At 35.3% G+C, this 13,034-nt stretch carries 14 protein-coding genes; 12 read left to right on the forward strand and 2 right to left on the reverse strand.

Annotated features, from left to right (window positions below; genetic code table 11):
• The first annotated feature begins 134 nt into the window (after nt 1-134).
• The 4 genes from HZI73_RS06630 (at nt 135) to HZI73_RS06645 (ending at nt 3,605) form a co-directional block, all read left to right on the forward strand.
• Nucleotides 135-1,103, forward strand: coding sequence for a PfkB family carbohydrate kinase (locus HZI73_RS06630; protein ID WP_212697470.1), 969 nt, complete (start codon nt 135-137; stop codon nt 1,101-1,103).
• Nucleotides 1,104-1,407: 304 nt separating this feature from the next.
• Entirely contained in the window at nt 1,408-1,698 is a 291-nt protein-coding gene (locus HZI73_RS06635; protein WP_212697471.1) for a DUF6514 family protein, read from the forward strand.
• 218 nt (nt 1,699-1,916) lie between these two features.
• Complete coding sequence (locus tag HZI73_RS06640) at nt 1,917-2,921, forward strand: lipoate--protein ligase (protein WP_212697472.1); 1,005 nt, start codon at nt 1,917-1,919, stop codon at nt 2,919-2,921.
• Nucleotides 2,922-2,948: 27 nt separating this feature from the next.
• Nucleotides 2,949-3,605, forward strand: a complete 657-nt coding sequence (locus tag HZI73_RS06645) for a YigZ family protein (protein ID WP_212697473.1) — start codon at nt 2,949-2,951, stop codon at nt 3,603-3,605.
• A 59-nt stretch (nt 3,606-3,664) separates the two neighbouring features.
• Here HZI73_RS06645 and HZI73_RS06650 read toward each other — a convergent pair whose 3' ends face one another.
• Nucleotides 3,665-4,381 (reverse strand): hypothetical protein, encoded by a 717-nt coding sequence (locus HZI73_RS06650; RefSeq protein WP_212697474.1) that lies wholly within the window; start codon nt 4,379-4,381, stop codon nt 3,665-3,667.
• 175 nt (nt 4,382-4,556) lie between these two features.
• On the opposite strand from HZI73_RS06650, the gene HZI73_RS06655 reads away from it, so the two are divergent.
• The 4 genes from HZI73_RS06655 to rbr all read left to right on the forward strand — a co-directional run bounded on the left by HZI73_RS06655 (nt 4,557) and on the right by rbr (nt 7,814).
• Nucleotides 4,557-5,255, forward strand: coding sequence for a response regulator transcription factor (locus tag HZI73_RS06655; protein ID WP_212697475.1), 699 nt, complete (start codon nt 4,557-4,559; stop codon nt 5,253-5,255).
• An 8-nt stretch (nt 5,256-5,263) separates the two neighbouring features.
• Nucleotides 5,264-6,670 (forward strand): sensor histidine kinase, encoded by a 1,407-nt coding sequence (locus HZI73_RS06660; RefSeq protein ID WP_212697476.1) that lies wholly within the window; start codon nt 5,264-5,266, stop codon nt 6,668-6,670.
• A 150-nt stretch (nt 6,671-6,820) separates the two neighbouring features.
• The gene (locus HZI73_RS06665; RefSeq protein WP_212697477.1) at nt 6,821-7,207 is read left to right on the forward strand and encodes a desulfoferrodoxin; all 387 of its coding nucleotides are present in this window, start codon (nt 6,821-6,823) and stop codon (nt 7,205-7,207) included.
• 22 nt (nt 7,208-7,229) lie between these two features.
• Nucleotides 7,230-7,814 (forward strand): rubrerythrin, encoded by a 585-nt coding sequence (gene rbr / locus HZI73_RS06670; RefSeq protein ID WP_212697478.1) that lies wholly within the window; start codon nt 7,230-7,232, stop codon nt 7,812-7,814.
• A gap of 142 nt (nt 7,815-7,956) precedes the next feature.
• On the opposite strand, the gene HZI73_RS06675 is transcribed toward rbr, so the two are convergent.
• Nucleotides 7,957-9,249, reverse strand: coding sequence for an alkaline phosphatase family protein (locus HZI73_RS06675; RefSeq protein WP_212697479.1), 1,293 nt, complete (start codon nt 9,247-9,249; stop codon nt 7,957-7,959).
• A 574-nt stretch (nt 9,250-9,823) separates the two neighbouring features.
• Between HZI73_RS06675 and HZI73_RS06680 the strand changes: the two genes are divergently transcribed.
• From HZI73_RS06680 to HZI73_RS06695, 4 genes are all read left to right on the forward strand, one after another.
• Entirely contained in the window at nt 9,824-11,101 is a 1,278-nt protein-coding gene (locus HZI73_RS06680) for an MFS transporter (protein WP_212697480.1), read from the forward strand.
• Nucleotides 11,102-11,277: 176 nt separating this feature from the next.
• A complete protein-coding gene (locus HZI73_RS06685; RefSeq protein ID WP_212697482.1) occupies nt 11,278-11,844 on the forward strand; it encodes a biotin transporter BioY in 567 nt (188 codons plus the stop codon).
• Between the two features lie 291 nt (nt 11,845-12,135).
• Nucleotides 12,136-12,564 carry a hypothetical protein gene (locus HZI73_RS06690; protein ID WP_212697483.1) on the forward strand — a complete coding sequence of 143 codons (429 nt, stop codon included), beginning with the start codon at nt 12,136-12,138 and terminating at the stop codon, nt 12,562-12,564.
• A gap of 79 nt (nt 12,565-12,643) precedes the next feature.
• The gene (locus HZI73_RS06695) at nt 12,644-12,877 is read left to right on the forward strand and encodes a hypothetical protein (protein WP_212697484.1); all 234 of its coding nucleotides are present in this window, start codon (nt 12,644-12,646) and stop codon (nt 12,875-12,877) included.
• The last annotated feature ends 157 nt before the right edge of the window (nt 12,878-13,034 follow it).

The raw sequence follows: 13,034 nt of genomic DNA on the forward strand, positions 1-13,034 counted from the left end.
AAAACCATGGGTATTGTATGATTTTAGAATGTATTTGTTTATCTTCATGAGTTCTGTTATAATATTTAGATATATTCAATTCGTTATGTTGACGTTGATAAGAAGATTTTAGAAAGGTCTTATGAGGTGAAAAGATGATTGTTACAATAGCACTTAATCCATCAGTTAATAAACTGGCTGTTATTGATGGACTTGAAGTGAATGGTATTAATACGGTACAGGATTACCGTATGTGTCTTGGTGCAAGCACCATCTATACGGCTTATATTATCAAATTGCTCCAAGGTGAACCTCATGTAATAGGATTTCTAGGTGGTATTGGAGGCAGATATATTAAGCACTTTATGGACAAGAACCGTATTAAATCTGATTTGGTGTTTAATTTGGCAGAAAGCAAGTCCATCTACCGCATTGTGGACTCTATCCATGGCACAGAGACGACCTTGTTGGATAATGGGATGGTCGTTGATGAGCTGAATATTAAGAATCTAAAACACAAATTGCAAAACCACATCCATGATGCAAAAGTAATGGTTATCGGTGGTGATTTGCCTTCTGGGGCTGAATTTAGTCTTATTGAAGAAAGTGTTGCCATGGCTAATAAAAAGGGGCTTAAAATCATATGTTCCCTTAAAGGTGAAGAGTTGAGAAAAGCTTTGGAGTTGAGCCCATATGGGGTGAAAGTTAATAAAGATACAGTTATGGATTTGGTGCAGTTAGACCCAATCAATGACGATACGAAGTATATCATTAGGTCATTGCATGAAGTACTAATTAAACATAAAATTCATTATCTGGTTTATGATGCTGGCGATGAAGGTATTTACATGCTCTCTAAAAATAAAATCTGTCACGTGGATATACGAGGATTTATGGAAATTCTAGATGGTATTGGCAGCAGTGATGCTCTTGTTGGAGCATTTGCCATAGCTGTTGAACGAAAATATGAGCAAGAGAAGATGGCAAAACTCATGTTAGCCACCAGTTTAGCAGTCAAAAATTCCAAATATCCGGTCATTTGTCATAGAAAAGACATTGATTGCTACTACAATAAAGTGAAAGTAACTGAGATTATGAACAAAAAGCAAGGATTCATCGAATAAATTGCAAAAAAAAATATCGCAGTAATATCATTGATATGACGGTATTATACAGAGATGGTTAGGAGATATGCGGTCTTTCGTCGAAAGAAGTGTTTTATATTAAGATTATGCGATATATTTATATAGATAAAACCATGCATGTTATATATAATAATGTTGAGGCATGAAACTACAATATGTATTGTGATAAAAAAATAGAACTACAATATATTGTGCTTTTTGAATTATTGGGAAGATTATTCTTATATGCTAGGGGATAATTTGAACATGTCCATCATATTATGCAGAAAGCGGGGATGGTTTTATGAAGAAGTTGCTAAAAGGCACTAGACAAGTGATCACAGAGGACAACCATTATTTAAACCTTGAGTATTACTTAGTAGAAACCAATTATGTTGAACAGGGCACATCTAATACCGCATATGGCATTGAGATTATGAAGGAATTTAACGGAGAGGTAGAGACTGATATTGTTCAAAAAATAACAAGCCATAAAGATGAAGCTATGCAAATCATGGACAAATTAATCGCAAATACGGTTACACCAATGAGTATGGTAATAGCTATTGATGAATTATGCTCGCTGAAAATATGAGAATATGTAAAAGTAGAATAACGAAAATTAAAGAAATAATGCAAGTTCTATAAAATGACTTGCATTATTTCTTTGTTTTATATGAAAGTTATTGATTTTAGCATATGAAATCATCCTTGTTTAATGGTAGTTTTCTTATGAGCAGCTTGTATTTCATACATAAAACCCTTACAATGGTGATAGGTTGAATGAATGTTTATCATGTAGGAGGATATTTTATGAAACGAGCAAGGATTGTAATCAGTACGGGTCTGGACCCATGGAGAAATCTATCCATAGAAGAGTATCTCGTACGTCAGCTTGAAAAAGGGGTTGTAACGCTCTTCTTATGGAAAAATGATAAAACCGTTGTTATTGGGAAACATCAAAATCCTTGGCGAGAGTGCAACATGTCCTTATTAGAGAAGGAGCATGTCACGTTAGCTAGACGAATGACAGGTGGAGGAGCTGTGTACCATGGACTTGGTAATATCAACTTTTCATTTGTTATGCCAAAGGAAGATTATGATGTGAAACGCCAAATGGAAGTCATATTAAACATGTGTAAGAAACTTGGCATAGAAGGTCAATTATCAGGACGTAATGATATAACGGTAGACGGAAAGAAATTCTCTGGTAATGCCTTTTATCATGGATCAGATGTCTCCTTGCATCATGGTACCTTACTGGTTAATGAAAATATGACGAACTTAGGTAAATATTTAACGGCATCCAAGGCTAAAATGCGCTCAAAAGGCGTTGAATCGGTCAAATCCCGTGTTACTAATTTAAGTAACTATTATGAAGGGTTAGACACGGATATCATCACTCAGAAGTGTATAGAGAGCTTCCAGGAAGCTTATAGCCAGAATAGTATGGAGATACCCATTGAGATAGACCCTGTATGGTTTCACAAGGAAGCCATCAACAAGCTTTACGAAAAGAACGCATCATGGGATTGGCGTTTTGGCAAGGGTGCTAAATTTGATATTTTACATGAAATACGCTTTCCTTGGGGTGAGGTTCAGTTACACTTCAATGTTAAAAATGCCATGATTAAAGATGTAGCCATCTACTCAGATGCTCTTGATCAAGAATTTATTGAAGAATTACCAGTATTTTTTGTGGATAAAAAATATGAAGCCAAAAGTCTTGCAAATCATTTAAAAGAATCCATTATCAAAGGTAGACAGAAAGAGATGATGGATGATTTAGCCATGTGGATACTTGAATTAGGATTCTAATGGACAGATAGATAGGGGTTATGTCATATGGTAGAAAAATATACCACCATATATGAAGATCACGAAGCAGAAATTGTGGAGAAAAAATCGCGTTTTATAGCAGTTATCAAGCATGTGGAAACGGAAGAGGAGGTCAAATCGGTTCTGGATGCCTTTCGAAAGAAGTATTGGGATGCCAATCATCATGTCTTTGCTTATACCATTGGTTTAAAACAGCCATACGAGCGCTGTAGTGATGATGGTGAGCCTAGTGGTACAGCAGGTATGCCCGTACTTGAAGTCATTCGAGGTCATGCACTTCGTAATGTGATGGTCATGGTTACACGGTACTTTGGCGGTACGTTACTAGGTACCGGAGGTCTTGTCCGTGCTTATGGCGGCAGTACAAAAGAAGCCATTGCTACAGCTGCTATCGTTGAAAATATACTGTATTATTGCATGGACATAAAAGTAGATTATACGTTAAGCGGCAAAGTCCAATATGAACTGCTTCAAGAGGATTATACCATCCATCATACAGCGTATCTTGACCAAGTTGTCTACAAAGTATTGGTGGACTATCCACGTCATGAAGCATTTGTTAAGAAAATGATGGATTTGACCAGTGGGGTAGTTGAGATTGTGGACCATGGGCTGTGTTATGGTGAACATGGTGACGGTGAAATCACCCTACATGACATATAAAATCACCTAAAAGAAGGCAGTCTCATCAACAGGTGATGAGACTGCCTTTTAGAAGTGTACTATTCAACAACAGATTGAAGTGTTAACATATCGTCGTAAATAGCTTCCTTAAGACTTAGTGTTTCAGTTAGGATACCTTCAAGTGTATCAAAATCTTGATTGGATAAAGCAGCTTTTGCTTCATCTCTTAGGGATACAACTTGAGCATGTTTTTCTCTAATTGCTTCAAGATAGGGTAGAACTTCATCTTTTAAAGCCTTATATTCAGCTTTTAGATTTTGGTAGGCCAATTTTTCATCATCAAAACCTACTTTTTTAGATAGATAGTCTGCTTTTGTAGCTTCAAATACAAGGGTTGCAGCTTCTATTTCTGCTTTTAAAGCTTCTACTGTTTCTGTATCTCCAGCTTCTCTGGCTGCTTTCACCTGCTCTGTCAAACTTGATTTTAAGCTCATAAAGTTTTCTTTCGCCAATGCATATTCTTCGCGTAATGCTTTGTTTTCTTCTCTTTTAGAACCAATGGTGTCTTTAATACCGCCTGCTTGTGATTTAAAAGTTTCTTTTCTTGTCGAGCGGATATCACCGATGTTTGCTTTAACGGTCTTGATACTTTCATTGATTGTTTTAATGCTTTCTTTCAATGTTTTAATGTTTTCAGGGACTTCTGCTTTGGTTTTTTCTGTCGCCGTATCCGTGGGGTCACTCTCAGCAAGTACAGTTATACCTGTAAAGATTAGCATCCCCATCATTAGCATCATGGTTAATAGTTTTTTCATGTTCATCATCCTTTCGATATTTTGCTTAACTTGTTTACAGTTATAGTGTAAAATAAAATTATGGCAAAAGATTATTTAAAATGTGTAAAAAGTGTGTAAAAAAGTAAGTTGATTAACAAGATGTATAAAATACATAGGAAAAAAACATAACATACATAAGAGAGGTAAAGACGATATGAGCGAAAAGTTAATTTATGTTGTGGATGATGAAAAAAGTATACGTGATTTAATTAAGGCATACTTAGTGAAAGAAGGTTATCACGTTAAAACTTATGAAAGTGGTGAAGAGGCATTAGCCGCATATCATAGAACAACATGTGATATGATGATTATTGATATCATGATGAAAGGTATGGATGGTTATGGGTTATGCAGGGAAATACGTAAAGTAAGTGATATACCCATTATGATGGTATCCGCAAAGGACGATGAAATTGATAGAATTCTTGGCTTAGAGTTAGGAAGTGATGATTATTTATCCAAGCCATTTAGTCCAAGGGAACTGGTTGTTCGGGTGAAAAATATATTGAGAAGAATGGATAAATCTGGAAGCAACACCGTACCTGAACCCATAGAACAACCTTTATCCCTTAAAGATGTCATGGTCATGACAAGTGAAAGAAAAGTAGTGGCCAATAATCAAGACCTAAAACTGACCAACAAAGAATTTGAATTTATGCATTTTATGGTCAATCATAAAAACAAAGCTTTTTCAAGAGAACAATTACTCAATAATATTTGGGGCTATGATTATTTTGGGGAAGACAGAGCCGTTGATGATCTGGTCAAACGGGTTAGAAAAAAGCTAAGGTCTGTGAATTCAACGGTGGAGATATTAACCGTCTGGGGTTATGGTTATAAAATTGTTGATTGAGGTGACTTATGAAATTAAACATAACTAAGAAAGTGATATTACTCTATATACCACTTATTATCGGAGCATTGCTGGTGAGCAGTATCATTTCAAATATTGTTACAAGAATCTATATGCAAAAAGAGGTCATGGAAGATCTTAAAAATGAAGCTGTCATTGTAAGAAATTTTTTATTTAGTGAATTAGGTGACGAAAGACAAATTAATCAACAGGTCTATCAAGAAGCTGTAGCTCGTACCCGTCGATTGAATAGAATAGGACTCGAGAGTCAGTTAGAAATCATCAAAAAATTACCCAATAATACCCTTCAATCTGTAGCCAAAGAATCCCAGCTTGATGAACAGATGCTGAAGCAGATTGTCAATCGCTTGCAAAAAGGAAAAGATAAGATTATTCTGGACAGTTATGAAGACAATTATAAATATTATATAGCGGCAATGCCCATTAACCGAATCATTGAAAACAATAGAAAGGTAAAACATTGGGTCATTATTTACACATCCACCAAAGAAGTCTCTGCCTTTACGAATAATATTTTTCGCTTGAACATGTTAATCATGATCATTGTTGGTCTTATAGCTACTATCATGGCTATCCTGTTTGCAAAATCTATAACAAAACCTATTATCAAATTAAAAAACCGAGCTCATCGTATATCTAAAAGAGATTTTGATGCCATAGAACCTATTCACACGAAAGATGAAATTCAGGAACTGAGTCAATCCCTTGAAGACATGGCTGAGGAACTTAAACAATACGATCTGGCTCAAAAAAGATTTTTGCAGAACGCATCCCATGAATTAAAAACACCTCTTACCTCCATAGGGGGTTATGCAGAGGGTTTAAAAGATGGGGTTTTTGAAAACAAGGAGGAAGCCCTAGATATTATTATGGATGAGAGCTTGCGGTTAAAAAAATTAGTTGAGCAGATTATTTTCTTATCCAAAGTAGAGACAACCCATGAATTTTTTAAGATAACAACATGTGATTTAGGCCATTTATTAAACAATGCGGTTAAGAAAGTGAAGGGTTCTGCATTGAAGGATTCCGTCAGTATTGAGTTTCAGGTTAATGAGACCATCCATATACAAGCAGATGAAGATAAACTCCTTCAAGCTTTTATTAATATCCTATCCAACTGTATAAGACATGCAAAAGCGCATATTCATGTGGATTTAGTACGAAGAGGAAACACATGTCAAATCATCATAGATGATGATGGAGAAGGATTCAGCGATGAAGATTTGGCTCACTTATTTGAACGTTTTTATAAAGGGAGTAATGGTAGTACAGGTCTTGGTATGACCATTACCCAGTCCATTATTCATAAGCTGGGAGGCGATATCCAAGTGGCGAATAATCAAAAGGGTGGGGCAAGGTTTATTGTTACATTACATGTGGAATCATCCATGTAGCATGATGATGTATAGGTAAAATCAATATTTTGCCATGGAAAAAGAAAAAAATAGTTGATAAAATAAGAGGATATTATAGGTTATTACGAGAATATTATAATGTAGGCATTGTTCATTGAAACTTGCATTAAAAAAATAGGAGGAAATAAGATGACTAAGAAACTTGAAATCTACAGATGTACACATTGTGGGAATATCATTGAAATTATGATTGGTAATGGAGCACCTATTGTATGTTGTGGTGAGAAAATGGAACTTCTTAAAGAACAAACAGCAGATACATCCATGGAAAAACATGTACCATTTATTGAAGAAACTGAAGATGGTTATACGGTTCGAATTGGTGAAAATCAAGAGCATCCAATGAATGAAGATCATTATATTCAATTTATTGAATTGGTAGCTGGTCATCATATTTATAGACAAGATTTATCACCAACAGATAAACCTATCGCTACATTTAAGGTGCCAAAGGCAGATCAAGTGAGCGCGAGAGAATACTGTAACATCCATGGTTTATGGCGAAAAGATTTATAATAATATCTAAGGGGGAAATGTGTTGAAATCATTAAAAGGAACAAAAACGGCTGAGAACTTAATGAAGGCTTTTGCAGGCGAATCACAGGCGAGAAACCGTTATACCTTCTATAGCTCAGTTGCCAAAAAAGAGGGCTATGTTCAAATATCACGTCTATTTATGGAAACAGCAGATAATGAAAAAGAGCATGCTGAGCGTTTCTTTAAGTTTTTAAAAGAAACCTATAAGCATGAGGCCATTAACATAACAGCAGATTTTCCAGTTACCCTTGGTAATACCATGGATAATCTTCTAGCAGCCGCAGAAGGTGAGCATGAAGAATGGGATGATCTCTATCCAGCTTTTGCAAAAGTTGCAAGGGAAGAAGGTTTTGATGCCATTGCAACGGTATTTGAAAAGATTGCTTCAGTAGAGAAACATCATGAAGCCCGTTATCGAAAGTTGTTAAGTAATATTGAAAAGGATACGGTCTTTAAAAAGGAAGAATCTATTCTCTGGAAATGTGGTAATTGCGGTTATATCCATGAAGGTACTTGTGCACCTGAATTATGTCCTGCATGTGCCCATCCAAAAGCTTATTTTGAAGTGTTATGTGATAATTATTAAATAGTACAACAAAAGCTGTTTATTCTGGCTGCTAACAGGTTTGTTAACTTGTTACAGCTTACAGAATAAATAGCTTTTTTTATGCAAATACACTTGTGCGTGTATGAATGACAGCCACCCATGATGTGTCTTAGTATACAACTTAGGTTAAAAGCTTATTCAGAGAAGTACCTGCCATATTTTTCATGGGAAGGTGCAGAAGCTTTGCTATTGTAGGTGCAATATTTATGAGACTAGCTCTTGGTATCATGATGTTGGAGCATATACCCCTTCCTTTGGCTAAAAGCATGGTACGCATGGTTTGATGGCTAGGCAGAAAACCATGATCCGCTACATTGGATCGTTTAAAGTGAGAAATAGGTACCACAAGGCTGTTGCAAATATTGTTACGAAAGGCGTAGCCATCAGCAGCTTCTAAAACAAATTGAAAGTCATTGTTTAGGCCATAAAGATCATTGGTTTCACCATTGGTATACACACATTTAATACCATTTCGAGGATCAGCGCATAGCCCAGTAAGGGTCTGGTATACCTTACTGAGAAATGTGGTATCGTTTTGTGGACGGGCATAGATATGAGCGGAACCGCCACACGCATTGGCAAATGCCTTCCAGAATATGATTTTTTTATTGGGATTGGTCTTAATCCAACCCTTCCTCTTAAATAGACCATTCAAACAAATATAGTTGTTATAGTTGCTTGTTCCATGGTCTCCAAGAACCATAAAGGTGGTTTTATCATAGATACCGGCTTGTTTGGTTGAGGCAATAATTTTAGCAAGACGTCCATCCATTGTTCTTAAGATGGCTTTATTTTTATCATTGTAAAGACCCAGCTGATGCCTTGTAAGATCAAGCTCTGTAAAATGTATACATAGCAGGTGGGGTTGTTTTCGTATAATAAGTTCATTGGCAATGTTGTCCGAGAAATTATCCACTCCAGGCTGAATCTTTAAGTGAGGCTTAAAATTTTTCAGGATGGAGCAAAACAAGTTTTTGGTACTATTTTTTAAATAAACCTTGATGAAATTTTCGAGTTTTACAGGCCATATTTCCGGCAGATTATAGGTAATCGGAGCACCTGCCATGGCAGGCCACATGATGGCTCCACAAGTATAGCCCCCTTTCATGGCGTAATCAAATAAGGTGGGTGCTTTTATATAGTTATAGTACCAATACCAGGATTCGTGCAAGTAACGACTGGGTTGCGCTATTTTATTGGATACGATACCATGACGATTAGGATACATACCAGTGATCATGGTAGTATGACAGGGGTAGGTTAAACTGGGGTAGATACTCATAAGCTGTCGTACATAAGAACCTTCATCAAAGAATGTTTTAAATGTGGGCAGCGTCTTTATATAATCAAAATCGAGAGCATTAAGTGCATCGATGCTGATAACAATAAGGTATGGGTTCAATGATTTGTTCATAGAATGCTCCTAAGATTTATTTATACTATACCATTATGCGAAAGCTTTATGATTGGTGTAAAATTATGTCAGTATTAGATAGTATAACCAGCTAGGAAATGGATTATTGATGGTGTACAAAAAATTCTTGACAGACGTGATGAAATTATATATACTTTTATAGGAATTAATATTGATACGAAAAGGAGGTTGTCTGCATGTTAAGTAACAATAATATAAGAAATGATAAACATCATTCAAGACTTCATAACATGCAACTTCATACGCAAACAACCTGTGTCGTAGTTTAGAAATGATAGTTTATGATATTTATTCGGTCACAGGTATTTATCTGTGGCTTTTATATTGCTTTCTATTATGCAGGATAGATGGGATTAATTATTGTGATGTTAATTATTCGTCTATTTGAAGCATTGAGTAGATAGGTCAGCCATGGAGCGTAGATAAACGCCACATGGTTTTTTTGCGCACAAAATGAGATGACTCGTAAACTATCTTTTCATGGAACGGTATGTGATCTAAGATACATATAAGGTTGGAATGGACAAGGGTTGACACACAAAGGAGAAAAAGGATGCTGAAAAAATTAATCAAACCATATGTAGGCCTAAGAAAAGAAATCTATATTATTTTTATTTCAAGAACCATTAATGCAATGGGTGCATTTGTCTTTCCATTTTTGACATTGTTGCTAACGAAAAAAATTGGACTCACAGAAGCAGAAGCAGGGGTGTATATTGCAGCAAGTGGTATATTGGTTATCCCATCCAGCTTAATCGGTGGTAAAATTGTTGATGTTATTGGACGAAAAAAGGTTATTATCATATTTGAAACATTGGCCATATTCTGTTACGGCTCTTGCTTTATGCTAGAACCTGGTATACCAATGGCTTATTTACTTATTCTGTCGGGTGTGTTTTTTGGTATTGCTGGACCTGCACACGATGCCATGGTAGCCGATCTTACCACACCGGAACAACGAACAGGTGCCTATTCACTTAACTACTTAGGCTTTAACTTTGGCTATGCCATTGCACAATTATTTGCAGGATATTTATTTGCTCATCACTTGAAATTGCTCTTTATTATAGATGCTGTAACCGCTTTAATAGGTGTTGCGTTAATTGGTTTATTTGTGGGTGAAACCATTCAAGAAACAGCAAAGGAAAAGAAAGAAGAAAAACGTGTATTAGAGAAATCTGAAAAGGGCTCTGTTTTCAGAGTGTTATTTTCTAGACCGATACTCATTATGTTTGCCGTTGCACTATTTGGTTATCGCTTTATTTACTCTCAATGGTCATTTATGCTGCCACTTCATACAGCATTTAATTTTGGTGAAGAAGCAGGACCCATGTTATATGGTACACTGGGTGCGTTCAATGCAGTTATTGTTGTCTGTTTAACCCCATTATTAACAGCGTTATTTAGAAAGAAAACCAATGTAAAACGTGTCATCTATGCGGGGATACTATTTTTTCTAGGTTTTGGTCTGTTAGGTTTTATATCCACATATGAAGCATTTTTTGCATGTGTCTTCATCTTTACACTAGGGGAAATATTAGAGGCTACAAGTATCATGCCGTTTATTATGAACCATACACCCTCATCTCATCGAGGACGTATGAGTTCTGTTTTACCCTTAATCATGGGATTCGGTTTTACTGCAGGACCCCTTGTGATGGGGTCTGTCCTGGAAGCAACAAGCTTTGCCTTTGCATGGAAAGTAAGTGCAGTAATAGTGGGTATATCCACCATTGGTATGCTTGGTATTAATCGTTTTGAGAGAAATAGCCGAGTGATTGACGATGGGATGGATAAAGCGCTTAATGAAAGCGCTAGAGGTAGTGCATAATAAGTAGCATCCGCTACAGAGGATATAGATGAGTCTAAGATTCAGTGTCTATGTAATGGTAACCTGTAGAAAAAAACATATGATGTTAACTGATTAAAGAATGTGGTTGACAATTGAAATTGTAAACCTTATAATATTAAGAGGTAACAATACATAGACGAGAAGGAGAGCGTTTCATGAAAATAGAACTTAGACAAATGATTATGAGTGGTATCTTTGCAGCCCTTATGATTGTATCGGCTAGAACGTTAAGTATACCAACACCTTTTGGCGTACCCATTACGTTTCAATTATTTTTCTGCGTGTATGCAGGTTTATTATTAGGTGCTAAGGCAGGTTTATTATCACAGATTGTCTACATTTTAATCGGGTTTACAGGCCTTCCTGTCTTTACAGCTGGCGGTGGCATTAATTATGTACTCAAACCCACTTTTGGATACATTATTGGTTTTGCATTTGCTGCATTCATCATTGGACTCATGGTGGACCATATGAAGGAAGTAACGTTTATAAAAATATTAACTGTATCCGTTATGGGTTATTTAGCGGTTTATATCATTGGTAATGTATATTTCTACGGTGTATTAAATCTGTACTTAAAAAAACCAATTACACTGTTTGCTGTTTTTAATACAATGGGCTTATATATGCTAAAAGACTTTGTATTACTTATTCTTGCAGCATCTACGGCAACAGTTATCATACCCGTTTTAAGAAGAGCAGGATATGTTAGAATTGCATAGTAGAACTGTATGTGTACAGCGTGATGAATGGAACAGGTGAAGACCTGTTCCATTTTTTATCTTATAGTAAAATATTCTATAGACATTTACCTCTATATGTGTAAGTGAACAACTTGTTTCCAAGTCATAAAGAAGTATATTTTGTTAAGTGGGCACCATACTAAATAACATAAAGGTTTAAGTAGCATTATGTATATGGCTTATAACTTCTAATTGTTATAAATTTATTGATCTAGAAATGAAAGAGATACAAGGGGTGATAGAATGGAGATACTCTTTATCGTTATTTTCATGATTGTTGTACTATCCGTTTCATACATGGTTTATAAACTTTCAGGTGAAGATGTCATCAGGATATTAAAGTGGGCAAAATATGGTTATATCGTTATATTATCCATCACGATCATCATGTTGGTTTATGAGTTAAGCGTGACCACTAAATGGGATTCCATAAAGTATGCCGTCTTAATAGCGTTCATCAATGGCGTACATGCTGCATTATTGTTAAGCATGTGGCTTATTTTTAGACGTCTTTATCAACCCAAGATAAAGTATAATAAAAAAATAGGCATGATGTACCGTGAAAAGAGCAATATAATGATGAATAAGATGAATCAACAACAGATTATAATGCTCATTGCTTTCAGTATGATTATTAATCCAGCATTAAACATTATCTATATCATTGATTTTATTAAAAGACACGTATCATTTCATTAAATAATGGTTTAACTAGGTTTATTGATTATCGTATGAGCTTAACTTATGGTATAATGAATTAACATAATGAGGTGATAAAGTGAAAAAAAATGATGCCCAAAAAAATTTCCAAAAAGAAATAGAAGAGCTCCAAGGTGGTAAAAAAAATAAACGTAAAAACAGGAATGATAACATACAATATTTTAATAAAAAAACATACCGTGATCGGTTAAACGAATACTTTCAGAAATGGTTTGTTTACGTTTTATTGCCTAAAATGATACCTATTATCGTATTAGTAGTTATCTTATTATTTATCATCAGCTACATGTAATTACTTAATAGTATAGGATATACATATGCATATAATTGGGGTAAGAGTCTCCACCAAAATCAAATGATACCAAATCATTTGATTTTTTTTATAATGTAATAATTTATCAAAAAAGTAACGCTTTTTATAACTTTTACATATGATGTTATTGGAAATT

It is taken from the genome of Vallitalea pronyensis (assembly GCF_018141445.1).
GTDB classification, from domain to species: domain Bacteria; phylum Bacillota; class Clostridia; order Lachnospirales; family Vallitaleaceae; genus Vallitalea; species Vallitalea pronyensis.